Annotated in this window: 20 protein-coding genes; 10 read left to right on the top strand and 10 right to left on the bottom strand. The window is 55.9% G+C overall.

The window, feature by feature from the left end:
- Positions 1-6: 6 nt before the first annotated feature.
- Complete coding sequence (locus tag ACN1CO_RS06985; protein WP_419138382.1) at positions 7-279, bottom strand: YebO family protein; 273 nt, start codon at positions 277-279, stop codon at positions 7-9.
- Between the two features lie 204 nt (positions 280-483).
- Between ACN1CO_RS06985 and ACN1CO_RS06990 the strand changes: the two genes are divergently transcribed.
- The gene (locus tag ACN1CO_RS06990; RefSeq protein WP_090960331.1) at positions 484-720 is read left to right on the top strand and encodes a YobH family protein; all 237 of its coding nucleotides are present in this window, start codon (positions 484-486) and stop codon (positions 718-720) included.
- Between the two features lie 30 nt (positions 721-750).
- Here the strand turns inward: ACN1CO_RS06990 and kdgR are convergent, their stop codons facing one another.
- The gene (kdgR, locus tag ACN1CO_RS06995; protein WP_419138383.1) at positions 751-1,542 is read right to left on the bottom strand and encodes a DNA-binding transcriptional regulator KdgR; all 792 of its coding nucleotides are present in this window, start codon (positions 1,540-1,542) and stop codon (positions 751-753) included.
- A gap of 187 nt (positions 1,543-1,729) precedes the next feature.
- On the opposite strand from kdgR, the gene ACN1CO_RS07000 reads away from it, so the two are divergent.
- Complete coding sequence (locus tag ACN1CO_RS07000; protein WP_419138384.1) at positions 1,730-3,100, top strand: MFS transporter; 1,371 nt, start codon at positions 1,730-1,732, stop codon at positions 3,098-3,100.
- A gap of 55 nt (positions 3,101-3,155) precedes the next feature.
- Here ACN1CO_RS07000 and htpX read toward each other — a convergent pair whose 3' ends face one another.
- The 4 genes from htpX to ACN1CO_RS07020 all read right to left on the bottom strand — a co-directional run bounded on the left by htpX (position 3,156) and on the right by ACN1CO_RS07020 (position 7,642).
- Entirely contained in the window at positions 3,156-4,037 is an 882-nt protein-coding gene (gene htpX / locus ACN1CO_RS07005; RefSeq protein ID WP_003852678.1) for a protease HtpX, read from the bottom strand.
- Between the two features lie 244 nt (positions 4,038-4,281).
- A complete protein-coding gene (prc, locus tag ACN1CO_RS07010; RefSeq protein ID WP_419138385.1) occupies positions 4,282-6,321 on the bottom strand; it encodes a carboxy terminal-processing peptidase in 2,040 nt (679 codons plus the stop codon).
- A gap of 19 nt (positions 6,322-6,340) precedes the next feature.
- Positions 6,341-7,045 carry an RNA chaperone ProQ gene (gene proQ / locus ACN1CO_RS07015; RefSeq protein WP_419138386.1) on the bottom strand — a complete coding sequence of 235 codons (705 nt, stop codon included), beginning with the start codon at positions 7,043-7,045 and terminating at the stop codon, positions 6,341-6,343.
- 96 nt (positions 7,046-7,141) lie between these two features.
- The gene (locus tag ACN1CO_RS07020; RefSeq protein ID WP_033732889.1) at positions 7,142-7,642 is read right to left on the bottom strand and encodes a GAF domain-containing protein; all 501 of its coding nucleotides are present in this window, start codon (positions 7,640-7,642) and stop codon (positions 7,142-7,144) included.
- Between the two features lie 214 nt (positions 7,643-7,856).
- On the opposite strand from ACN1CO_RS07020, the gene yebS reads away from it, so the two are divergent.
- The 3 genes from yebS to rsmF all read left to right on the top strand — a co-directional run bounded on the left by yebS (position 7,857) and on the right by rsmF (position 13,444).
- Positions 7,857-9,101, top strand: a complete 1,245-nt coding sequence (gene yebS, locus ACN1CO_RS07025; RefSeq protein WP_419138387.1) for a membrane integrity lipid transport subunit YebS — start codon at positions 7,857-7,859, stop codon at positions 9,099-9,101.
- Positions 9,070-11,703 (top strand): MlaD family protein, encoded by a 2,634-nt coding sequence (locus ACN1CO_RS07030; protein ID WP_419138388.1) that lies wholly within the window; start codon positions 9,070-9,072, stop codon positions 11,701-11,703. The genes yebS and ACN1CO_RS07030 overlap by 32 nt, the downstream gene beginning before the upstream one ends.
- A gap of 274 nt (positions 11,704-11,977) precedes the next feature.
- Complete coding sequence (gene rsmF, locus ACN1CO_RS07035) at positions 11,978-13,444, top strand: 16S rRNA (cytosine(1407)-C(5))-methyltransferase RsmF (protein ID WP_419138389.1); 1,467 nt, start codon at positions 11,978-11,980, stop codon at positions 13,442-13,444.
- Between the two features lies 1 nt (position 13,445).
- On the opposite strand, the gene ACN1CO_RS07040 is transcribed toward rsmF, so the two are convergent.
- The 4 genes from ACN1CO_RS07040 to ACN1CO_RS07055 all read right to left on the bottom strand — a co-directional run bounded on the left by ACN1CO_RS07040 (position 13,446) and on the right by ACN1CO_RS07055 (position 18,211).
- Positions 13,446-14,093, bottom strand: coding sequence for a metallophosphoesterase (locus ACN1CO_RS07040; RefSeq protein ID WP_419138390.1), 648 nt, complete (start codon positions 14,091-14,093; stop codon positions 13,446-13,448).
- A gap of 259 nt (positions 14,094-14,352) precedes the next feature.
- Positions 14,353-14,565 (bottom strand): DUF1272 domain-containing protein, encoded by a 213-nt coding sequence (locus ACN1CO_RS07045; protein ID WP_279767870.1) that lies wholly within the window; start codon positions 14,563-14,565, stop codon positions 14,353-14,355.
- Between the two features lie 126 nt (positions 14,566-14,691).
- Positions 14,692-16,041, bottom strand: coding sequence for an MFS transporter (locus ACN1CO_RS07050; protein WP_419138992.1), 1,350 nt, complete (start codon positions 16,039-16,041; stop codon positions 14,692-14,694).
- 139 nt (positions 16,042-16,180) lie between these two features.
- Entirely contained in the window at positions 16,181-18,211 is a 2,031-nt protein-coding gene (locus tag ACN1CO_RS07055; RefSeq protein ID WP_419138391.1) for a choline transporter, read from the bottom strand.
- A gap of 255 nt (positions 18,212-18,466) precedes the next feature.
- On the opposite strand from ACN1CO_RS07055, the gene betI reads away from it, so the two are divergent.
- The 5 genes from betI (at position 18,467) to mdtI (ending at position 23,349) form a co-directional block, all read left to right on the top strand.
- Positions 18,467-19,060 (top strand): transcriptional regulator BetI, encoded by a 594-nt coding sequence (gene betI / locus ACN1CO_RS07060; RefSeq protein ID WP_419138392.1) that lies wholly within the window; start codon positions 18,467-18,469, stop codon positions 19,058-19,060.
- Positions 19,061-19,074: 14 nt separating this feature from the next.
- Entirely contained in the window at positions 19,075-20,547 is a 1,473-nt protein-coding gene (gene betB, locus ACN1CO_RS07065) for a betaine-aldehyde dehydrogenase (protein ID WP_419138393.1), read from the top strand.
- Positions 20,548-20,570: 23 nt separating this feature from the next.
- Positions 20,571-22,253, top strand: coding sequence for a choline dehydrogenase (gene betA, locus ACN1CO_RS07070; protein WP_419138394.1), 1,683 nt, complete (start codon positions 20,571-20,573; stop codon positions 22,251-22,253).
- A gap of 429 nt (positions 22,254-22,682) precedes the next feature.
- On the top strand, positions 22,683-23,033 hold the full coding sequence (mdtJ, locus tag ACN1CO_RS07075; protein WP_033779019.1) for a multidrug/spermidine efflux SMR transporter subunit MdtJ: 351 nt from the start codon (positions 22,683-22,685) through the stop codon (positions 23,031-23,033).
- Positions 23,020-23,349 (top strand): multidrug/spermidine efflux SMR transporter subunit MdtI, encoded by a 330-nt coding sequence (mdtI, locus tag ACN1CO_RS07080; RefSeq protein WP_010258739.1) that lies wholly within the window; start codon positions 23,020-23,022, stop codon positions 23,347-23,349. The genes mdtJ and mdtI overlap by 14 nt, the downstream gene beginning before the upstream one ends.
- Positions 23,350-23,371: the final 22 nt, after the last annotated feature.

A 23,371-nucleotide genomic window follows, 5' to 3' on the forward strand; every position in this document is an offset into this window, starting at 1 on the left:
CTGTGTTTAACGTTCCGGGATCAACCGGATAAAGTCGCGCTTATCACTATCGTCTTCGGTTTTTTTAACCCCGGCGTCGGGCTGCATCTCAATCAGTCGGCGCAGCAGCTGATTCTGTTTCTTCTGCTCTTCCAGCAAAGACTCCAGTAGATGGATTTGCTCACCGGCGCGCACGCTGGCCCGGTTAACGAAGAACCAGGCGATAAACGCCACAATCAAAATAATGACCAGCAGGCCATAGCTGACCAGGGGTCCCGAATTTGCGGCTAACTCATTCATAACTGCCTCGTAAAACTCAGTGGAAATTTAATAACCGTTCATTCTACCTGTAGCCACCGCAAAAGATAATGGGGTTAGCATCAATGCAGATTTTGCCGTTTCAGTTATCTCTGATCGATCCCGCCAGAAAAGCGAGGCATGCTGATATCATCATAACCGGCAGCACCAGGTGGAGCGCTGAGTTATCTTTCACAAGGAGACACAATGAAACTGTTTATTCGCACGATAGGCTTGCTGGCGGTGATCTGGCTGGCGATGCTGTTTACCGGCTATGGCGTGTTAACCGGCAGTACGAAGAATGCCGCCGGACTTGGCCTGCAGTGCAGTTATCTGACCGCGCGCGGCGTGATCAGTGCGCAGTATCTGCATACTGACAGCGGCGTCGTGGGCGTGACGGATTGTCCGTTGCTGAAGAAAAGCGGAGAAGTGATCGATAATTAGCAAAACAGCGGGCCGCATGGCCCGCTGTTATCAGAACGGGTAGTCGTGATAGCCCATTTCTGATGAAAGCGTGCGCGCCGCGCGATGCAGCATGGCCACGTAATCCTGGCGGGCATCTTCTGAAAAACGAATGGTGGGAAAAGAGATACTCAGTCCCGCAATCACCACGCCAAAACGGTCGAATACCGGCACGGCGAGGCAGCGTAATCCCTCTTCCTGTTCTTCGTTATCTTCACCATAACCCTGCGCTCTGACCTGATCCAGCGTCGTAATCAATGCCTCCGCGCTTAACAGCGTATTGGCCGTGCTGCGCTTGAACTCCACATCCCGCAAAATCTCTTCAACTTCGCTGCGGTCGCGCCAGGCGAGCAGGACTTTACCAATCGCAGTGGTATGCAGCGGATTACGACGGCCAATACGCGAATACATCCGCAGGTTATAGAGCGAGTCGATTTTGTGGATGTAGACAATGCTGTCCTCTTCCAGCGCACCCAGGTGAATCGTCTCTTTGGTCAGACGCGACAGCTCACGCATCTGCACATCCGCGCTGCGGATTAAATCGACGTTCTGCAGCGCTTTGGCACCCAGTTCAAACAGCTTCAGCGTCAGGGAATATTTCTCGCTCTCACCTTCCTGCGTGACATAGCCCAGCGACTTCATGGTCTGCAGAAAACGGTAGACGGTGCTTTTTGACATCATCACGCGCTGAGCAAGCTCGGTAATACCATGATCGCGCTCTTCACCCAGCGCCTGCAAAATGCCGAACACTTTAAGTACCGAAGAGACGGAATCGGGCTGTTTATCATTTTCAGCAGAGGACATCGCGCACCTTGTTAAACCTGTTTCAAAAAAAATGGAACGGATCGTCAGTATAGAGTGAGGCACAGGAAGGCAGCAATGCTTTAACCGTTAAGTCATATTTTAAGACAGTTTTTTATCTCCGTGATCGCTGCATTTCAGCGCTAATTTCATTAGCATGATGATATTCACCTTCATTAGTAATTAACTTATGACACTCTCCCCTCCTCAGGATGGATTACCGACGCGTCAGCGCTATATGGCTATCGTCACCATTGCGCTGGGCCTGACCATGGCAGTGCTGGATGGCGCGATTGCCAACGTCGCACTGCCTACCATTTCGCGTGAACTGAATGCCAGCCCGGCGCAGTCAATCTGGATTGTGAATGCCTATCAGATTGCGATTATCGTCTCGCTGCTGTCGCTCTCGTTTCTGGGCGATATGCTGGGCTACCGCCGCGTCTATCAGACAGGCCTGGCGCTGTTTATTGCGACCTCAATGTTCTGCGCCTTCTCGACCACGTTAACTATGCTGACCTTTGCCCGCGTGCTGCAGGGGCTAGGCGGTGCGGCGCTAATGAGTGTGAATACCGCGCTGATACGCATTATTTATCCCCAGCGTTACCTGGGACGCGGCATGGCAATCAACTCGCTGGTGGTGGCGGTTTCAACTGCGGCAGGCCCTACGGTGGCGGCCGCAATCCTGTCGGTAGCGAGCTGGAAATGGCTGTTTCTGATTAACGTTCCGCTGGGTGCGATTGCACTCTGGCTGGCGCTGCGCACGCTGCCCGATAATCCGCAGAAAGCCACCGCACAGAAATTCGATGTGCCCAGCGCGATCATGAACGCCCTGTTCTTTGGGCTGATCATCTCCGCACTGAGCGGTTTTGCTCAGGGTCAGAGCCATCTGCTGGTGCTGTCGGAGGTCGTTGTTCTGCTGGTAGTAGGCTGGTTCTTTATTCGTCGTCAGTTAAACATGGCGGTGCCGCTGCTGCCGGTTGATCTGCTGCGTATCCCCATTTTCAGCCTGTCGATGGGCACCTCGGTCTGTTCCTTCTGCGCGCAAATGCTGGCGATGGTTTCGCTGCCCTTCTTCCTGCAGAATGTCCTGCATCGGAGTGAGGTGGCAACCGGTTTACTGCTGACGCCCTGGCCGCTGGCGACAATGGTGTTCGCGCCGATTGCCGGACGGTTGATTGAGCGGGTGCATGCCGGGCTGCTGGGCGGTATCGGGCTGGCGATGTTCGCCACCGGGTTGTTCCTGCTCGCCTGGCTGCCGGCAAATCCAGTCGATGGCGATATTATCTGGCGCGTGATGTTGTGCGGTGCCGGTTTTGGGCTGTTTCAGTCACCCAATAATCACACGATTGTCACCTCTGCTCCACGTAACCGCAGCGGCGGCGCCAGCGGCATGCTGGGTACCGCGCGCCTGCTGGGGCAAAGTATGGGTGCCGCGCTGGTCGCGCTGATGTTTAATCTGTTTGATGATCGTGGCACACACGTTTCGCTGCTGCTGGCGGGGAGCTTTGCCGCCGTGGCGGCGCTGGTGAGCGTGTCGCGCATGACGCAGACCCGCGCCTGATGCCATAAACAAACAAGGCGACCCCGGGGGTCGCCTTGTTTTGCTCTGCATGGCGCTACTTCAGATACTGACCGCTGCGCAGGGCTTCAATACGCTTGTCTAACGGCGGGTGCGACATGAACAGCTCGCTGAACGATTTGCCCTTACCGTTGATGCAGAAGGCCATCATGCTGCTCGGCTCCTGCGGTTCGTAGCTGGTTTTCAGACGCTGTAACGCCGCAATCATCTTCTCACGACCGACCAGCTTCGCTGAACCGGCATCGGCATGGAACTCACGGTGACGGGAGAACCACATGGTGATGATGCTGGCGAGAATACCAAACACCAGTTCCAGCACCATCGACACCGCAAAGTAGACCAGCGGGTTGCCGTTGCTGCTCTCCTCGCCATCACGGTTGCCGGACATAAAGCCCGCGGCAATCTGCGCCAGAATACGGGAAACGAAAATGACAAAGGTGTTCACCACACCCTGGATCAGCGTCATGGTGATCATGTCGCCATTAGCGATGTGTGACACTTCGTGAGCCAGCACCGCTTCCGCTTCATCACGGCTCATGTTCTGCAGCAGACCGGTTGAGACAGCAACCAGTGAGGCGTTACGCCGTGCGCCAGTCGCAAAGGCGTTGATGTCAGGTGCGTGATAGATCGCGACCTGTGGCATCGCAATGCCCGCCTGCTGGGCCTGACGGCCAATAGTATCCACCAGCCAGCGCTCGGTCTCGTTGCGTGGCTGTTCAATCACTTCACCGCCAACCGATCGCAGCGCCATCCACTTCGACATCAGCAGTGAAACAAACGCACCGCCGAAGCCAAACAGGCCTGCCATGATCATCAGGCCCTGAACACTGCTTGACTGTATCCCTGTCAGGCTGAGAATCAGCCCGAATACCAACATCACAGCCAGGTTGGTCATCAGGAAAAGAGCAATACGCATCATTTTTGTTAATCTTCCTCAGTAGTTCACGCGCCTATACGCGGATCCATATCCTATGAGCATTGGGCGGCTTTTCAAGCGACCTTAACGTTTAAGTGCCTAAAAAGACATAACTTTACATTCTGACACGCCTGATGAGCAACCCAGCCTGCAGGCGGCTTCTCGCGCGCTCATCATTGGTTACTGGAAACTTTTACGGGCGCAAAAAAAAGCACCGCTAAGCGGTGCTTTTTCTGGCATCAGCGGGCTATTTCGCCGCTGGCGCGTCTGGCTGGGATTTCTCCAGCTGGGCAAGATCATTCGCGATCTTCACCGTCTCATCGAGATACGGATCCGGCTCTTTATAATCTTTCGGCAGCTCATCCAGGTTTTTCAGCGGTTTTTTGCCTTCAGCCTGATAGCGCGCGTTGATTCGCTCCAGTCGTGACGCATCATCTTCGTGGTTCTCTTTCTCGCGCTGAGCAAGGTTAAGTGACACGATGTTGCGCTTATCTTTCAGGGCATTATAACGGGCAATGTCCTTCATGATGTACTGGAACTCGCGATCCTGTGCGATGCGATCAGCATGCTGCTTCGTCAGCTGCGCCACCAGCGGTTTAACATCGCCGGTTTTGGTGTAGGTTGCTGCTTTGATGCTGTCCCACGGCAGCGCGTTATCCTCAAATTTCTCACCGGTTTCAGCCGCTTCTACGCCGGTAGGCATCAGCAGATCCGGCGTGACGCCTTTACGCTGTGTACTGCCGCCGTTGATGCGATAGAACTTCTGAATGGTGTAAGAAACGGAACCTAACGCTGGCCACTCCGGACGCAGCATCTGATCGTAGATGCGGTTCAGAGAGCGATACTGCTGAACGGTGCCTTTACCAAAGGTTGGCTCGCCGACAATCACTGCACGACCATAATCCTGCATCGCGGCAGCGAAGATTTCAGAGGCTGAGGCGCTGAAACGATCGACCAGCACGACCAGCGGACCTTTGTAGTAAACAACGCCGTCGTTATCGCTGTCTTCACGCACCCGACCATTGTTGTCGCGAACCTGCACCACCGGACCACTCGGAATAAACAGGCCGGAAAGCGATACCGCTTCGGTCAGCGCACCGCCGCCGTTGGTACGGAGATCGATCACCACGCTGTCGACGTTCTGTTTCTGCAATTTCTGCAGCTGAACTTTCACGTCGTCGGTCAGACCCACATAGAAGCCAGGAATATCGAGCACGCCCACTTTCTGCTTGCCGACATTTTTGATAGTCAGTTTAACCGCGCGATCTTCCAGACGGATTTTCTCACGCGTCAGCGTCACGGTACGGGTTTTGGTGCCCTTACCGGCTGGCAGCACTTCCAGGCGCACTTTGCTGCCCTTCGGTCCTTTGATTTTTGCCACGACATCATCCAGACGCCAGCCGATGACATCTTCCATCGGCTTGCCTGGCTGACCGACACCGACAATGCGATCGCCAACGGTAATGGCTTTGCTTTTCGCTGCCGGACCGCCTGCCACCATCGAGTTGATCACGGTGTAGTCGTCATCCATCTGCAGTACCGCACCAATGCCTTCCAGTGACAGGCTCATCTCGGTGTTGAACTGCTCTGTGTTACGCGGCGACAGATAGCTGGTGTGCGGATCGATTTCGCGGGCGAAAGCGTTCATCACCAGCTGGAAAACGTCTTCCCCGTTGCTCTGGGCCAGTCGACGGATCGCGAAGTTGTAACGCTTGGTCAGAACGTCGCGAATCTCATTATCGTCTTTGCCTGTCAGCTTCAGACTCAGCTGGTCATATTTGACTTTGGCATCCCAGAGGGCGTTCAGCTCTGACTGATCTTTCGGCCACGGCGCTTTAGCACGATCAATGTCGATAGTGTCATTGCCGCTGAAGTTCATCGGACGCGCCAGCACCGTCAGCGCATACTGATAGCGCTCAAAACGGCGTTTCTGCGCCAGATTATAAATATCGTAAAAGAGATCCAGCTTGCCGCTGCGCAGCTCATCGCCGACGGTGGTTTTTTTGCTGGCAAACTGCGCCACATCCGACGCCAGCAGCACATTGTGGCTGTAGTCAAGCATGTTCAGATAGCGATCAAAAATTTTCGCTGAAAAGTTCTGATCCAGATCGAACTGGCGGTAATGAGAACGGGTAAAGCGCGACGTGACGCGCTCACTGACCGTTGGGTCCTGCGGGTCTTCGTGAAGCTGGGGAATCTGATCGGCGCGCGTAATGTTTTCCGCACCGAAGGTTGGGCCTGCTAAAAGCAGGCCCGCAATAAGTCCAACTTTAAAAAGGGTGTTCATGCCGGGGTTAGCCTCCGTTTCAGAACTGCAAGTGTTCTGCGCGCACAATCATTGCCATGCCGGAAGCGAGCTGGACCCGAACGCCGTCTTTTGATACTTCAAGAACGGTAGCGTCCATCGCACTTTTGCCTGCTTTAACTTTAATACTCTGGCCGGGTTGCAAAGTTGAGGTATCAGTGATGGGTCGGGCTTCCTGCTCCGGACGTGGGGCTGGCTTGCGATGCTGTGAAGCGGTCGCACGCGGTGCTGCAGTGGTCTGCGGACGCGGTTTACGCGCAGCCTCACCTTCTGCAGGCTTACGAGCCGCGGGCTTGCGTGGACGACGCGGTGCTGCGCCCTCTTCGCTTTCGCCTGCTTCACGACGTGCAGCGCGCTGCTGGTCACGCTGCGCCTGGACGCGGGCTTTCGCTTCTTCCAGCTGCTTACGTGCATGCTCAACGTGTTGCTCATCCAGCACGCCACAGGCGTTGCCGTCGAGATCGACACGGATAGCACCGGCTTTAATGCCGTAAAGATAACGCCAGCTTGACGTATAAAGACGCAGCGCGGAACGCAGCTGTGTTTTGCTCAGACCCATTTCGCCCTGAACACGCTCTACCAGATCCTGAAAGATACCGATTTTGAGCGGACGCGCTTCACCTTCAGCGCTAAAGCAGTGCGGAAAGCGCTCCGCCAGAAAAGTGATGACTTCTTTACTGCTATTCAACTTAGGTTGATTTTCCATGAAATTTCCTGATTACAACGGGTTTGCCGACCAGCGCAGGCATGAACAGGCGACATTATAATGACAACATCGCTAAATGCCATGTGATCCAGTCGATTAGCTGCGCGTCAGCTGCAGATATTTTTCTAAGTCGCTGTTCGCAAGCACTTCACAAAGCCCATCAGTCAGTGTGACCAGCCCCGATTCGTCGTCGCTGTCAAAGCGATTGTACTCCACGCTGTCGATGTCCAGCACCCCAACCACAGTGCCATTCACTTTCAGAGGAATCACAATCTCAGCATTGCTGGCAGCGTCGCAGGCGATGTGGCCCGGGAAGGCATGCACATCATCTACGCGTTGCACTTTTTCTTCTGCCAGCGCCGTGCCACACACACCTTTACCGACCGGAATGCGCACACAGGCGATTTTGCCCTGGAACGGGCCCAGCACCAGCGTATCGGCTTCCGTCAGCAGGTAGAAACCTGCCCAGTTCACGCCATCGAGACGTTCGTACAGCAGCGCGCTAAAGTTTCCCATCGCGGCGAGGAACGCCGTTTCTCCCGCCAGTAAGGCGCGCATATCGCGATTCAAATCGGCGTAAAAGGCAGTTTTGTTCATTATTCAACCGTTACCAATGACATCTGAACGGGATGATGTAGTCCGTTCGTTAAAAATAAGTTTTAAATATCCAGAGCCACAAGGTGAATCATAGCGTTAGTTGCTATACCCTTAGCATTCTGTGGATCGAAGCGTGATGCCCGAGACAGGCACACAGACAATGTCTTAATGACCGATATCTGTTACTTCTGAAGAGCGAAGATTGCATCACCCTATGAAAATTCACGCTATCAGCCAGACATTGCCTCACGCACGTTATCAGCGTTGCCCGCAATGCGATACCCTTTTTTCCTTACCGGATGTGAAATCGCATCAGTCGGCACATTGCCCCCGCTGCAACGCCGAAATTCTCAGTGGCCGCGACTGGTCCATGACCCGTCTTATGGCGATGGCCGCCACTATGATCGTGTTAATGCCCTTCGCTTTCTCCCTGCCGCTGGTGGATATCCGGCTGCTTGGCATGCGCATTAATGCCAGCGTGCTGGAAGGCGTGATCCAGATGACCCAACAGGGTGATGTGCTGACGGCCTCAATGGTCGCGTTCTGCACCATTGGCGCGCCGGTGACCCTGGTGGCCGGCATCTGTTATCTCGGCATCGGCAATCGGCTCGGCATGAACCTGCGACCGGTATTGCTGATGCTGGAGAAACTCAAAGAGTGGGTGATGCTCGATATCTATCTGATCGGCATCGCCGTGGCGTCGATTAAAGTGCAGGACTATGCTTCGCTGGAGATTGGTTACGGGCTGGCGGCTTATATCGCCCTGACGGTGCTCAGCGTTCTGACGATGATCCATCTGAATATGGAGCAGCTGTGGGAGCATTTCTACCCGCAAAGCCCCGGCAATATGGCCCGCGACGATATGCAGGTCTGCCTGAACTGTCACAACACCAGCGTCCCTGACGAACGGGGCCGCTGCCCGCGCTGCCACACGCCGCTCGACTTCCGACGCCGCCATAGCCTGCAAAAATCCTGGGCATCACTGATTGCCTCGATTGTGCTGCTGATTCCCGCGAATCTGATGCCTATTTCCGTGGTTTACCTCAACGGTTCACGGCGTGAAGACACCATCTTCTCCGGCATCCTGGGGCTGGCTGAAGGTAATATTCCGGTGGCGGCCATTGTCTTTATCGCCAGTATCCTGGTGCCCTTTATTAAGGTGCTGGTGATGCTGACTCTGTTACTCAGTATTCATTTTCGCTGTGAACAGGGACTGAGAACCCGCATCCGGTTGCTGCGGTTTGTCACCTGGGTTGGCCGCTGGTCAATGCTCGATCTGTTTGTTATTTCGTTAACCATGTCGCTGGTCAACCGTGATCAGCTGCTGGCTTTTACCATGGGACCGGCGGCGCTATTTTTTGGCGCGGCCGTCATCCTGACCATTATGTCTGTTGAGTGGCTGGACAGCCGCCTGCTCTGGGATGCACATGCAACAGGAAACGCCGACTACACCGACTAACGCAACGCTGCGCAATAAGCGTAAAATTTCGCCCTTCTGGCTGCTGCCGATCATTGCGATGCTGATCGCGTGCTGGCTGCTCTGGACCAATTATCAGGAGCGCGGCACCACCATCACCATCAATTTCCAGACGGCGGATGGTATCGTGCCGGGTCGCACCCCGATCCGTTATCAGGGCGTGGAAGTGGGCACCGTGCAGGGCATTAATCTCAGCGACGATTATCGCCGCATCCAGATTAAAGCCAGCATCAAGAGCGACATGCGCGACGCGCTGCGTGAAGATACGCAATTCTGGCTGGTGACGCCTAAAGCCTCACTGGCAGGTGTGTCGGGTCTGGATGCGCTGGTCGGCGGTAACTATATCGGGATGATGCCAGGCAAAGGTAAACCCAGCGAGGCGTTTACCGCGCTGGATACCCAGCCGAAATATCGCGTGAATACCGGCGAATTGATGATCCATCTGCATGCGCCCGATCTCGGCTCGCTCAACACCGGCTCGCTGGTTTATTACCGCAAAATTCCGGTTGGACGGGTCTATGACTACAGCATTGATAATAAAGCCGATGGCGTGGCGATTGATGTGCTGATTGACCGTCGCTTTACTAATCTGGTTAAAACCAACAGTCGCTTCTGGAACGTGTCGGGCATGAATGCGGACGTCAGCCTGAGCGGCGCTAAAGTCCAGCTGGAGAGTCTGGCGGCGCTGGTCAATGGCGCGATTGCATTTGACTCACCTCAGGGTGCGGAAAGCGCCAAAGCTGAGCAGAACTACCGGCTCTATCCCGATCTGGCGCACAGTCAGCGCGGCGTGCAGATCACGCTGGATCTGCCTGACGGCAAAAATCTAAAAGCGGACAGCACCCCGCTGATGTACCAGGGACTTGAGGTCGGTACGCTGACCAAACTGAACCTGCTGGATGGCGGCAAAGTTACCGGCGAGCTGACCATCGATCCTTCCGTGGTCGGTCTGATGCGCAGCGGCACCCGCATTGAGATGCACAGCCCGAAAATCAGCCTGACCGATACCAGCCTCAGCTCCCTGCTGACCGGCAACACGCTGGAACTGGTGCCTGGCGAAGGCGAGCCGCAGCAGCACTTCACCGTGCTGGCGTCCAATGAGACGCTGCTGCAAAAACCTAATGTGCTGACGGTCAAACTCAGCGCGCCGGAGAGCTACGGTATCGATCAGGGCCAGCCGCTGATGCTGCATGGCATGCAGATTGGTCAGGTGATATCGCGTTCGCTGGACGAAAATGGCGTCAACTTCGTAGTGGCGGTCAATCCTGAAAATCGCGACCTGGTGCATGGCGACAGCAAATTTGTCGTTAACAGCCGGCTCGATGTGAAGTTTGGTCTTGATGGCATGCAGGTATTAGGTGCCAGCGCCCGTGAGTGGGTGGATGGCGGTATCCGGCTGGAACCGGGCAAAAAGGGCGAGCCGAAAAGTGCCTATCCGCTGTTTGCCGATGCTGAAAAAGCGGAAGAAGGCATTACCGGCGATGGCCCGTCTACCACGCTGATGCTGACCGCCACCAGCCTGCCTGACGTGCAGGCGGGTTCTATCGTGCTTTACCGCAAGTATCAGGTGGGTGAGATTGTCAAAGTCACACCGCGTGCTGATGCGTTTGATATCGCCGTCCATATCCAGCCGGAATATCGCAAGCTGCTGACCAGCGAAAGCGTGTTCTGGGCTGAGGGTGGCGCACGCGTCAGCCTCAACGGCAGCGGCCTGACGGTGCAGGCCTCGCCGCTTAACCGCGCGCTGAAAGGCGCAATCAGCTTCGACAATATGAGTGGTGCGCAGTCGGCCAAAGGGGCCAAACGCGTGCTTTATCCGTCTGAGACTGCGGCACGCGCGGTGGGCAGTCAGATTACGCTGCACACCTATGACGCCAGCAAGCTCTCTGCCGGGATGCCGATTCGTTATCTGGGTATTAATGTCGGTCAGGTTGAGTCGCTGTCGTTAAGCAAAGATAACAATCAGGTGGTGGCAAAAGCGGTGCTCTATCCGGAGTATGTGAATGATTTCGCCCGCCTTGGCAGCCGTTTCTCGGTGGTTTCACCGGAGATTTCCGCCACCGGTGTGAATCATCTGGAAACCCTGTTGCAGCCTTACGTTAACGTGGATCCAGGCAAAGGCGGCGCCATGCGCACCTTCGAGCTACAGGAGAGCACCATTACCGATTCGCGCTATCTGAATGGCCTGAACATTTATGTTGATGCTACAGAGGCCGGTTCACTGTCACTGGGTACGCCAGTGCTGTTCCGGGGTGTGGAAGTGGGTACGGTGACCGGCACCTCGCTGGGTACGATGGCGGATCGCGTGCAGATCGCCCTGCGTATCAGTAAGAAGTATCAGCATCTGGTGCGGAATAACTCGGTGTTCTGGCAGGCGTCTGGCTACAACCTCGATTTCGGTCTGGTGGGCGGCGTGGTGAAAACCGGCACCTTCCAGCAGTTTATTCGCGGTGGCATTCAGTTTGCGACGCCACCGACGGTGCCGCTGGCACCGCAGGCGAATCCGGATAAACACTTCCTGCTGCAGGATGAAGCGCCGAAAGAGTGGCGTAACTGGGGAACGGCGATTCCGTCTCCGCGTTAAAGGCTGACTCAACCGGGCGGACGTTTCTGCCCGGTTGAGCGTTTAAATCAGCACCGGCTCAGGGAGCATACGCCTTCCGCAAAGACGCAAAAGACGCCATCCCAGGCAGGCTCAGCGCGGCCCGTCCCTGGCCCGCGATGCTTTGCTCCAGGCGTATGCTCCCATCGCTTTGCGTTTTGAGTCGTCTGAAAAAGCGGATTCCGAGCGGCCAATATGAGCCTTCACGTTATTCACACCCTCAAACGGGCAGCCTGGCTGCCCGTTTTCTTTCCTCATGGTACACTGCCGCCTTTGCCTTAACTGGAATGTGCCCGTGTCAGATGCTTCTTCTTTTTTCCCCGCCGATTTTCTCTCGTTAATGCGTCAGAGCCTGCCCGATGAGGCGAGCTTCGCGCAGTTCATCGCCTGTAGTCAGCAGCCTCTGCGCCGCAGTATTCGCGTCAATACCCTGAAGATCAGTGTGGCCGATTTCCTGAGCCAGACCGCCGGATATGACTGGCAGCTGACGCCGGTGCCGTGGTGCGAAGAGGGATTCTGGATCAGCCGGGAAGATGAGAGCCTGCCACTGGGCAGCGTCGCTGAGCATCTCAGCGGCCTGTTCTACATTCAGGAAGCCAGCTCCATGCTGCCGGTGACGGCGCTGTTTGATGCGCAATCAGAGGTCAGCGCGGTGATGGATATGGCGGCGGCGCCAGGTTCCAAAACCACCCAGATCGCTGCGCGGATGGGCAATAAGGGCGTTATCCTGGCTAACGAGTTCTCCTCCAGCCGGGTGAAAGTGCTGCACGCCAACATCAGCCGCTGCGGGGTCAGCAACAGTGCCTTAACGCACTTTGACGCCCGGGTCTTCGGGCCCGCCCTGCCGGAACAGTTCGATGCCATCCTGCTCGACGCGCCCTGCTCCGGCGAAGGGGTAATTCGCAAAGATGCTGATGCGCTGAAAAACTGGTCGCTGGCCAGCACGGAAGAGATCGCCGCCACTCAGCGCGATATCCTCGACAGTGCGTTTCACGCGCTTAAACCCGGCGGCACGCTGGTTTATTCCACCTGTACTCTGAATCAGATTGAGAATCAGCAGGTCATTGACTGGCTGCTGCAGCGCTATCCGGATGCGGTGGAAGTCGTATCGCTTAATGGACTATTTATGGGTGCAGAACAGGCGGCGACACCCGAAGGTTATCTGCATGTCTTCCCGCAGATGTTCGACAGCGAAGGCTTTTTCGTGGCCCGTCTGCGTAAAACCGCGTCGGTTGAGCCACTCCCTGTGCCGGGCTACAAAGTCGGTAAGCTGCCCTTCTCACACCTCAGCCGCAAGCTGGAAAGTGAGATCGCCCAGGCCGCCGCCGCAGTCTCTATTAAATGGGATGATTCGCTGGAGCTATGGCAGCGTGATAAAGAGATCTGGCTGTTCCCTAAAGCCGTCACCCCGCTGCTGGGTAAAGTACGCTTCTCGCGCATTGGCCTGAAGCTGGCAGAGACCTTTGCTAAAGGCTATCGCTGGCAGCATGAAGCGGTCATCGCGCTGGCACAACCTGATGCGACGCAGACTTTCGAACTGACGGCAACAGAAGCAGAAGAGTGGTATCGCGGCCGGGATATCTATCCGGAAACCGCCCCCGCGAACAATGAGATGATTGTGACCTATCAGCAGCAGCCGCTGGGGCTGGCAAAAAAAGTCGGCACCCGCATCAAGAACAGTTATCCACGCGAACTGGTGCGCGACGGACGCCTGTTCCGCTAACTCACTTGAGTTGCAGCATCGTCAGATGATTGCCAAACACTGCGCCGGTATCGATGTAATGCAGATTGGCAATCGTCAGCGGCTGTTTCAGCGGCGTGTGACCGAAGTAAAAGGCATCTGCGCCACGGATGCCCGCCTCGTCCCCTGACTCCATGCCCTCCAGCCGCTGACGGCTCCAGACCACCTGTTGCCAGTCGAGTGGCTTATTCAGCGCATATTCCTGAGCCGGATAATCCGCATGAGCAATCACAATAATGCGTACACCCAATTGCAGATGAAGGATAAGCGGCAGCTCACGACAGCGCTGCAACGCGTGACGCGCCGCAATTAATGCTGCGCCGCGCAGCCGGAAGAACCAGTCGCCGCCGTTCATCCGCCAGAGCGACATCTCCTGTTCCTGCAACGCCGACAGCGCCATCTCTTCATGATTCCCCCGCACACAGCGAAACCAGGGTTCTTCCAGCAGCGCCAGACAACCCAGACTATCAGGCCCGCGATCGATGATGTCGCCAACCGAAATCAGTAAATCCTGCTGCGGGTCAAACTGATGCTGTTCCAGCAACGCATCCAGTTCGCGGCGGCAACCATGAATATCGCCCACCACCCAGATCCGTCGCCACTCTGCGCCATTCAGGACGTGGTAATACATCGATGCACCCGGCCTCTCTGCTGAAAATATCATCAGAGTATAGTCAGTGCTTAGACTTAACCGGTGTGACGAAGGGGGAAGCAGAATCAGTAAGGCTTCAGGGCGAAGAGAGATAAAAGGTGGGTAAAAGGTGCGTCCCTCCCGGCGCTTATCTCCGGCACTCAGTTAAGGTGTTAGCTCTGTCAGGGACGAAATTCATCATAACGACATCAAGCACGACAGGCTATTCTGCCCGAATCATATTTGTCGTCATTTGGGATCAGCTGCGCAATTTAGCCGGGTATTTTTGCAACTTCTCTGCCGGACGCACCGGACGGCGCACCAGCTCACCGCCGCAGTTGGGACAAACATGCGCGAGATGCTCATCGCAATCAGCGCAGAAGGTACATTCAAACGAGCAGATGCGTGCCGCCAGAGAGGATGGCGGCAGATCAATGTCGCAGCGTTCACAGTTGGGGCGAAGTTCCAGCATGGTGTGACTCCTGAATGGTGTGACTCCTGAAGAGGCGTAACACTCAGCATCGCGGTTACTGGCCCGAATGTCGAGCCAGTAACCGGACAGGTGTGTGCCAGATCGGGACATCATGCCCCGCCACGGCTATTTATGTGGCTGATCGCCGGGAACGTCATCGGCCAGAACCTCTTCGACGTCAGCGTCATCGTCATTCGTGCCCTCCTCTGCTGGCTCCTGACCGCCCATCGACGCATGAATCACCTCCTCTTCCAGCGTCGGGATCAGCGCGGCACCCAGTGGCGAGGTCGCCAGACTGTCAGGCATGACCACGTGCGGCAACGGCACTTCGGTGGTCGGAAGCGGACCCGGCGCACGCACAAAACTGAGGCCGCCAATCACCAGCGCGCAAAGCATAAAGAAGAGATAGAGCATATTGCTGCCCAGCGGCTCCATCAGCGCGCCCACCACCAGCGGCCCGATACTGGCGCCGATACCAAACGCCATCAGCAGACAGGCCGTTAAGGATACACGGCGCTCGGCGGCAACCTGATCGTTGGCCAGCGCGACCTGCAACGGATAGAGCGCAAACTGCATCATGCTGGCGGCAAAGGCGATGCCAATCATCCAGTGGAAAGTCAGATGCGGCAACACCACCAGCGGCAGGCAGGCCACGGCAAACAGGATCGCAATGATGAACAGCAGTCGCTGACGATCGAAACGGTCAGACAGCCAGCTCAGCGGAAACTGCGACACCAGTCCGGCAAAAATCGTGAGACTCATAAAGTAGCCGGTCTGGCTGGTGGTGAAGCCTTTGCTGCTGCCATAAACCGGCGCCAGACCGTAGAACGCGCCGATCGCCATGCCGGTCACCAGCGTGGTGCCGAGCAGTTTGGGGATGGTGCGGATAAAGTAGCCCAGCTCCATCGGCGCGGGCGTCATCGGCCTGACGTGGGTTCGGGTGGTCAGCGCTATCGGCACCAGGCAGAGCGCAAAGCAGAGCGCCACAATCAGCAGCGTGCTGACACCAAAGCCCGACTGCAGGCTCAATATCACCTGGCCGCCACTGAGTCCAAGGTAGGTGGCGACCATATATAAGCCGAAGATCATGCCGCGCTGGGACGACTCCGCCTGATCGTTGAGCCAGCTCTCCAGCACCATGTACTGGCACATCATGCAGAGTCCGATAATCAGACGCAGAAAGACCCATAGCGGAATAAAGTCCGTCAGCCCATGGCCCGCCACGGAGGCGGTAATGATTCCGGCACAGGCCACGTAGGCGCGGATGTGGCCGACGCGGGCAATCAGGTTGTGCCCCACTTTGCCGCCAATCACCAGCCCGATGTAGTTGGCCGCAATGATTGAGCCGATCAGCGCGCCATTCACCTGCTCGCTGGCCAGCCGTAATGAGACATAGGTGGTCAGCAAACCGGAACCCAGCAGCATCAGCAGCGTGGTCGTGTAAAGCGGCAGAAACGTACTGAATATTTTTCCCATCATGACTCCCTGTCTATGCTTATCAGGCATCAGGCCAGCAAAGCCCTAAAGATAGACGATTTCGGCAGGCGACGGAGCATTGCACCCAGCCGATGGCAAAAAAAAGCCCGCCAGCAATTTCTCACTGACGGGCCCGGATTTACACGCTCGGGAAGCTGATATTGCTGCCCGGTGCTTCACGGTTGAGATGGATGAAGTTCAGGTGTCGCTCATACTGATCCAGTATGTCGATAATCACCTGCTCTTTGCTGTAATCCATTAAGTCGTTACCCTGGCTGCCCTCCATCAGGAAGGTTTCCAGTCGGTAGTAGGTCGACTTACCGCTGCGGGCGCGATAGGTAAAGCCCGGAATCGAATATTGCTGCGGCCAGACCTGATAGACAAAGTCCTGCTCTTCGCCCAGATGAACGCGCAGATCCAGATAGCCAATCGGGTTAGTCTCATCTGCCTCAACGCTTTCCAGCGTCACGCGGCCATCACGCAGTTCCAGCTCTTTTGCCACTTCCTGCATCGCCGGGAAAATCGTTTTTTCCATCATCTGCTGGGTATAGCGCGAGCCAGGGTAGTTCATCAGACGTGACAGACGCTTCTTCCAGGTCAGACGATCGGTCGCATGAGCCAGATAAGGCGCGGTGTCGCGCGTGGCGCTGGCCCGACGGTGATCTTCAATTTTCAGAGATTTAAACAAACCCGCCATCACAAAGAAGATAACAAAGCTGAACGGCAGCCCCATGATCACCGTGGTGTTCTGCAAGGCCGTGATCCCGTTGGTCATCAGCATGCTCAGGGTCAGTACACCAATCGCCACAGACCAGAAGACACGCAGCCAGTTCGGTGCATCACTGTTGATGTCTTTCAGTCTCGAGGTGAAGTTACCCAGTACCAGCGAACCGGAATCCGCCGAGGTCACGTAGAACAGCATCCCGGTGATGGTGGCGACCGAAGCACTGAGTTTAAACGCCGGATACTGCGCCAGCAGGCTGTAGAAGCCGCGCTCCGCATGGTTCATTACTTCCTGCGCAAACTCCGTATTGCCATGAATAATCTGATACAGCGCGGCATTACCGAACACGGACAGCCACAGCAGCGTAAAGGTGAACGGAATAATCAGCGTGCCCAGTACGAACTCACGTATGGTACGACCGCGTGAGATACGCGCCAGGAACAGGCCGACAAACGGTGACCAGGCCACCCACCACGCCCAGAAGAAGAGCGTCCAGCTGTTCATCCACTGAGTCGGCCGATCAAAGGCAAAGGTATTCAGCGTCATGCCCATAAAGCGGTTGATATAGTCGCCAACGTTCAGCACCAGCGCATTCAGCAGGAACTCGGTGTTGCCGAAGAACAGCACAAACAGAATCAATCCCAGCGCCATGATCACGTTGAGTTCGGAGAGAAAACGAATCCCCTTATCGACGCCCGACGTAACAGAGATAGTGGCGATCACCACGGAGAGGACAATCAGCGCAGCCTGCGCGGTAAAGCCTTCCGGGATATCAAACAGCACTTTCAGGCCGTAGTTGAGCTGCACAACCCCGATGCCGAGCGTAGTGGCGATACCAAAGATGGTGCCGACCACGGCCGCAATATCTACCGTGTGACCAATCGGTCCATAGATGCGTTTACCGAAGATGGGATAGAGCGCGGAGCGGATGGTTAGTGGCAGGTTATAGCGATAGCTGAAGTAGCCCAGCGCGATGCCCATCAGTGCATACATCGACCAGCCGGTCAGACCGTAGTGGAACAGCGTCCAGACCATCGCCTGGCGGGCGGCTTCCAGGGTCTGCCCTGCGCCCTCCGGCGGCTGCATATATTGCGTCACCGGTTCGGCGACCGAGAAGAACATCAGGTCGATACCGATCCCGGCGGCAAACAGCATGGCGGACCAGCTGAGCACGCTGAACTCGGGTTTGGAGTGCTCCGGCCCGAGCTTGATCGAACCAAAGCGTGAGCAGGCCATGTACAGCACAAACACGATATAGAGCGTGGCAGCCAGCATGTAGTACCAGCCGAAGGTGGCGGAAACCCAGTTTACCGCCTTGAGGATCCAGCTCGCGGCCAGTTCACTGTAGAGAATCGTCACAAGTGAAAACGTCAGAATCAATCCGGCAGAGGTATAAAATACAACGGGATTGAGTCTGTCTTTTTCACCGGCAGGTGGATTATTCATCGATTACCTCTGGTTAATGTCCTGAAAATACGCAATGGATAAGGCTTGCCGTCCACGGTTTTCCAGCCGTGCGGCCCTGTTTCGTTCTGTTACTTCCTGTTAATCGCTCAGACAAACCAGCCTATTTTAGCACTCATTGCCGTTTCGCTTTGGCTACATTTCGAGAACAGCATCCTAACAAAGTTTCTTTTTATATTGAACGTGCAATCAAAAAAAGTTTTAATAGGGGCTCGATTTGAGGGTGGAGCTGGAGCTATGCCAAAGGTAGGGATGCAGCCGATACGTCGTCGGCAACTGATTGATGCGACCCTGAGCACGATTAATGAAGTGGGGATTAATGATGCCACTATCGCCCAGATCGCTCGTCGGGCGGGGGTATCCACCGGCATCATCAGTCACTATTTCAAAGATAAGAACGGCTTGCTGGAAGCCACGATGCGTGATGTGACGCGTCAACTGCGCGAGGCGGTCCTGTCGCGGTTACAACCGCTGGCCACTGCCCCGGCAGAACAGCGGCTGTGTGCCATTGTTGACGGTAATTTCGATGAAACCCAGGTGCACACGGCAGTCATGAAAGCCTGGCTCGACTTCTGGTCGAGCAGCATGCATCAGCCCCAGCTTAATCGCCTGGAGCGGGTCAGCAGCCGGCGGCTCTACTCAATGCTGGTGGTCGAATTCCGGCGTGAACTGCCGCTGGAAAAGGCGCGACTAGCCGCACACGGTCTGGCTGCCCTGATAGATGGACTCTGGCTGCGTGCCGCGCTGAGCGGTAAGCCATTTAATCCTGCTATCGCCCTCACACTGACCACCCAATTCATCCGTCAGCAACTGGCTGGCGAGCACGAATAACGGAAGGAGAAAACATGTCCCGATTCACCGAGCAGAAACTCTACATTGATGGCGCTTATGTTGCCGCAGCGTCTGGCGAAACATTCCAGACGATTAACCCGGTCAACGGCGAAGTGCTGGCAGAGGTTCATGCCGCAGGCCAGGAAGATGTCAATCGCGCCGTTGCTGCCGCCAGAAAAGGCCAGAAAGTCTGGGCCGCGATGACCGCCATGGAGCGTTCGCGCATCCTGCGTCGCGCCGTCGATATTCTGCGTGAGCGTAATGATGAGCTGGCAGAGCTGGAAATGCTCGATACCGGTAAGCCTTACAGTGAAACCTCCGCGGTCGATATCGTCACCGGTGCCGACGTGCTGGAGTATTACGCGGGTCTGGTTCCGGCGCTGGAAGGTCAGCAGATCCCCCTGCGTGAAACCTCCTTTGTCTACACCCGCCGCGAACCGCTGGGCGTGGTCGCCGGTATCGGTGCCTGGAACTACCCGATTCAGATCGCCTTGTGGAAATCTGCACCCGCGCTGGCAGCCGGTAACGCGATGATTTTCAAACCCAGCGAAATGACCCCGCTCACCGCCCTGAAGCTGGCGGAAATCTACACCGAAGCGGGCCTGCCGGATGGCGTGTTCAACGTCCTGCCGGGCATCGGTTCGGTCACCGGCCAGTTGCTCACCGAGCATCCTGGCATCGACAAAGTCTCCTTCACCGGCGGCGTTGTCAGCGGCAAAAAAGTGATGGCCAATGCAGCGGGTTCAACGCTGAAAGAGGTCACCATGGAACTGGGCGGTAAATCACCGCTGATCATCTTCGACGATGCCGATCTCGATCTGGCCGCTGACATCGCCATGATGGCGAACTTCTACAGTTCCGGTCAGGTCTGCACCAACGGCACCCGCGTCTTTATCCCGGCAAAACTGCAGGCGGCTTTCGAGGCAAAAATCAGCGAACGCGTTGCCCGCATTCAGGCTGGCGATCTGCGTGACCCGGCCACTAACTTTGGCCCGCTGGTCAGCTTCAGCCATCGCGACAATGTGATGCGCTACATCGAGTCCGGCATTGCTGAAGGCGCACGCGTCCTGTGCGGCGGCAAACGTCTGACCGGTGGCGACTTCGACCAGGGTGCGTGGGTTGCACCGACCGTGTTCACCGACTGCCGTGATGAGATGAAGATTGTCCGTGAAGAGATCTTTGGACCGGTCATGTCGATCCTGAGCTACGAAACCGAAGAAGAAGTGATCCGCCGCGCCAACGACACTGAATTTGGTCTGGCCGCCGGACTGGTGACGCAGGATCTCAATAAAGCACACCGCGTGATTCATCAGATCGAAGCCGGTATCTGCTGGATTAATACCTGGGGCGAGTCCGCCGCAGAGATGCCAGTGGGTGGCTACAAACACTCCGGTATTGGCCGTGAGAATGGCCTGATGACACTGCAGAGCTACACCCAGGTGAAGTCCGTGCAGGTTGAGCTGACGCGTTTTCAGTCAGTCTTTTAATCACTTAACCTGAGGAACGACGAATGGAATTTGATTACATTGTTATTGGAGCCGGCTCCGCAGGAAACGTTCTGGCGACCCGTCTGACTGAAGACAGCAACGTGAGCGTTCTGCTGCTGGAAGCGGGCGGCCCGGATTACCGTTTTGATTTTCGCACCCAGATGCCTGCGGCCCTCGCCTTCCCGCTACAGGGCAAACGCTATAACTGGGCGTATGAAACCGAACCAGAGCCATACATGAACAATCGCCGCATGGAGTGTGGTCGCGGCAAAGGTCTGGGCGGTTCATCACTGATTAACGGCATGTGCTACATCCGCGGTAACGCGATGGATCTCGATAACTGGGCCAGCGAACCGGGTCTGGAGAACTGGAGTTATCTGGATTGCCTGCCCTATTACCGTAAAGCAGAAACCCGCGATATCGGCCCGAATGATTTCCACGGCGGCGATGGCCCGGTGTGCGTCGCGACGCCTAAAGCGGGCAACAACGTGCTGTTTGAAGCGATGATTGAGGCGGGTGTGCAGGCGGGTTATCCGCGCACGGACGACCTGAACGGCTATCAGCAGGAAGGTTTCGGTCCGATGGATCGTACCGTAACGCCGAAAGGTCGCCGTTCCAGCACCGCCCGTGGCTATCTCGATATGGCCAAAGGCCGCCCTAACCTGAAGATCATCACGCATGCCACCACCGATCGCATTGTGTTCGATGGCAAGCGCGCGGTTGGCGTGGAGTATCTGCAGGGCGACAGCAACACCATTAATAAAGTGACCGCTCGCCGTGAAGTGCTGCTGTGTGCCGGTGCTATCGCCTCGCCGCAGATCCTGCAGCGTTCTGGCGTGGGTTCACCGGAGCTGCTGAAGCAGTTCGACATCCCGCTGGTTCACGATCTGCCGGGCGTGGGTGAGAACCTGCAGGACCATCTGGAGATGTATCTTCAGTATGAGTGCAAAGAGCCGGTTTCTATCTATCCGGCCCTGAAGTGGTGGAACCAGCCGAAAATCGGTGCAGAGTGGATGTTCAACGGTACCGGTATTGGTGCCAGCAACCAGTTTGAAGCGGGCGGCTTTATCCGCAGCCGCGAAGAGTTCACCTGGCCGAACATTCAGTATCACTTCCTGCCGGTCGCGATTAACTACAACGGTTCTAACGCCGTTGATGCGCACGGCTTCCAGTGTCACGTCGGCTCTATGCGCTCTCCGAGCCGCGGTCATGTGCGCCTGAAGTCACGCGATCCACGTCGTCATCCGGCCATTCTGTTTAACTACATGTCACATGAGCAGGACTGGCATGAGTTCCGCGATGCTATCCGCATTACGCGCCAGATCATCAACCAGCCGGCGCTGGATAAGTATCGTGGCCGTGAAATCAGTCCGGGCCTGGATTGCCAGACCGATGAGCAGCTGGACGAGTTCGTGCGTAACCACGGCGAAACCGCCTATCACCCATGCGGCACCTGTAAGATGGGTAACGACCCGATGGCCGTCGTGGATGGCGAAGGTCGTGTGCATGGTCTGGAAGGATTACGCGTGGTCGATGCGTCGATTATGCCGCTGATCATTACCGGTAACCTGAACGCGACCACCATCATGATTGGCGAGAAAATTGCCGATAAGATTCGTGGTCGCGATCCGTTGCCACGCAGCACCGCCGCTTACTATGTCGCGGGTGATGCGTCCGTTCGCACGGTTCCGCAGCGCGCTGAATAATACGTGACAGCGTCACTTAATAATAGCCGGGCACTTTTATTGCCCGGCTATTTTTTTTATTACGGTTTACCACAGATCCTTTTCCACACGTCACCCTTTTCAAATCATCAAACCTTAACAGACATCAAACAAAGCAGCATCTGCTGTTGATTTGGTGATGTGCAGAATGCTATAAATCCAGCGTCTATTTAACCGGAGGCACTATCCGTCCACTGATGAGAAGCAACAATGTGGATGTGTTGTAAATTTTATGAGCAGAATGTTCATGTCAACCCCCCTGCATTCCCCCTCTTGCCTTTCTGGCTGGAACGCCGCCGATCAGCACTGGCGTAACGCCCTGTAGTCCCCTCACCACTTCGAACTGTTCTGAGTCTGCCCGCACATTGTGCGTTGTTGCAGGTCGTCATTTATCGTTGCTGGAGAGCACCCATGCGCGCCTGGGTTTTATTATCACTCGCTATTGTTACGGAAATTATTGGTACCCTTTTTATGAAATGGTCCAGCCTCAATGGCAGCCATTCCGGCTACCTGATGATGCTGGGCATGATTGCCTGTTCTTATATTCTGCTGAGTTTCGCCATTAAACGTATCGCCCTGGGCGTGGCTTATGCGCTGTGGGAAGGTATCGGCATCATGCTGATTACGTTATTCAGCGTGCAGCTGTTTGGTGAAACGCTGTCAGCGCTGAAGGTCTGTGGGCTGGTGACGCTGATTGTCGGAATTGTGTTGATCAAAACCGGCACCCAATCATCAGCGGAGGTTAATCATGCTCATCGCTGATCTTGTTCATGCGTCCTGGCTGGCGCTGGCTATCGTGCTGGAGATTGCCGCTAACATATTCCTTAAATATTCTGATGGGTTTAAGAAACCGCTTTACGGTCTGCTTTCCCTCTGCTGTGTCCTGCTCGCGTTCAGCGCACTTGCTCAGGCGGTTAAAGGTATCGATCTCTCGATCGCCTATGCGGTCTGGGGCGGTTTTGGGATTATCGCCACTGTCGCGGCCGGATGGGTGTTGTTTGGCCAGCGGCTGAACCGCAAAGGCTGGGCCGGCCTGACCCTGCTGCTGGCCGGTATGATCCTGTTAAAACTGGCCTGATCGGCCATCTCAATCAGTGATA

The organism is Pantoea sp. R13S299, assembly GCF_048515925.1.
Taxonomy (GTDB): Bacteria; Pseudomonadota; Gammaproteobacteria; order Enterobacterales; family Enterobacteriaceae; genus Pantoea.

Bases quoted from the DNA above. Each gene is read 5' to 3' on its own strand.
- ACN1CO_RS07030 (WP_419138388.1), top strand. From the start codon at position 9,070: ATGCAACAGGAAACGCCGACTACACCGACTAACGCAACGCTGCGCAAT.
- ACN1CO_RS07055 (WP_419138391.1), bottom strand. From the start codon at position 18,211: ATGAATAATCCACCTGCCGGTGAAAAAGACAGACTCAATCCCGTTGTA.
- mdtJ (WP_033779019.1), top strand. From the start codon at position 22,683: ATGCGCGCCTGGGTTTTATTATCACTCGCTATTGTTACGGAAATTATT.
- betB (WP_419138393.1), top strand. From the start codon at position 19,075: ATGTCCCGATTCACCGAGCAGAAACTCTACATTGATGGCGCTTATGTT.
- mdtI (WP_010258739.1), top strand. From the start codon at position 23,020: ATGCTCATCGCTGATCTTGTTCATGCGTCCTGGCTGGCGCTGGCTATC.
- ACN1CO_RS07020 (WP_033732889.1), bottom strand. From the start codon at position 7,642: ATGAACAAAACTGCCTTTTACGCCGATTTGAATCGCGATATGCGCGCC.
- ACN1CO_RS07040 (WP_419138390.1), bottom strand. From the start codon at position 14,093: ATGTATTACCACGTCCTGAATGGCGCAGAGTGGCGACGGATCTGGGTG.
- rsmF (WP_419138389.1), top strand. From the start codon at position 11,978: ATGGTACACTGCCGCCTTTGCCTTAACTGGAATGTGCCCGTGTCAGAT.
- proQ (WP_419138386.1), bottom strand. From the start codon at position 7,045: ATGGAAAATCAACCTAAGTTGAATAGCAGTAAAGAAGTCATCACTTTT.
- betA (WP_419138394.1), top strand. From the start codon at position 20,571: ATGGAATTTGATTACATTGTTATTGGAGCCGGCTCCGCAGGAAACGTT.
- prc (WP_419138385.1), bottom strand. From the start codon at position 6,321: ATGAACACCCTTTTTAAAGTTGGACTTATTGCGGGCCTGCTTTTAGCA.
- yebS (WP_419138387.1), top strand. From the start codon at position 7,857: ATGAAAATTCACGCTATCAGCCAGACATTGCCTCACGCACGTTATCAG.
- ACN1CO_RS07045 (WP_279767870.1), bottom strand. From the start codon at position 14,565: ATGCTGGAACTTCGCCCCAACTGTGAACGCTGCGACATTGATCTGCCG.
- ACN1CO_RS07050 (WP_419138992.1), bottom strand. From the start codon at position 16,041: ATGGGAAAAATATTCAGTACGTTTCTGCCGCTTTACACGACCACGCTG.
- ACN1CO_RS06985 (WP_419138382.1), bottom strand. From the start codon at position 279: ATGAATGAGTTAGCCGCAAATTCGGGACCCCTGGTCAGCTATGGCCTG.
- ACN1CO_RS06990 (WP_090960331.1), top strand. From the start codon at position 484: ATGAAACTGTTTATTCGCACGATAGGCTTGCTGGCGGTGATCTGGCTG.
- htpX (WP_003852678.1), bottom strand. From the start codon at position 4,037: ATGATGCGTATTGCTCTTTTCCTGATGACCAACCTGGCTGTGATGTTG.
- ACN1CO_RS07000 (WP_419138384.1), top strand. From the start codon at position 1,730: ATGACACTCTCCCCTCCTCAGGATGGATTACCGACGCGTCAGCGCTAT.
- kdgR (WP_419138383.1), bottom strand. From the start codon at position 1,542: ATGTCCTCTGCTGAAAATGATAAACAGCCCGATTCCGTCTCTTCGGTA.
- betI (WP_419138392.1), top strand. From the start codon at position 18,467: ATGCCAAAGGTAGGGATGCAGCCGATACGTCGTCGGCAACTGATTGAT.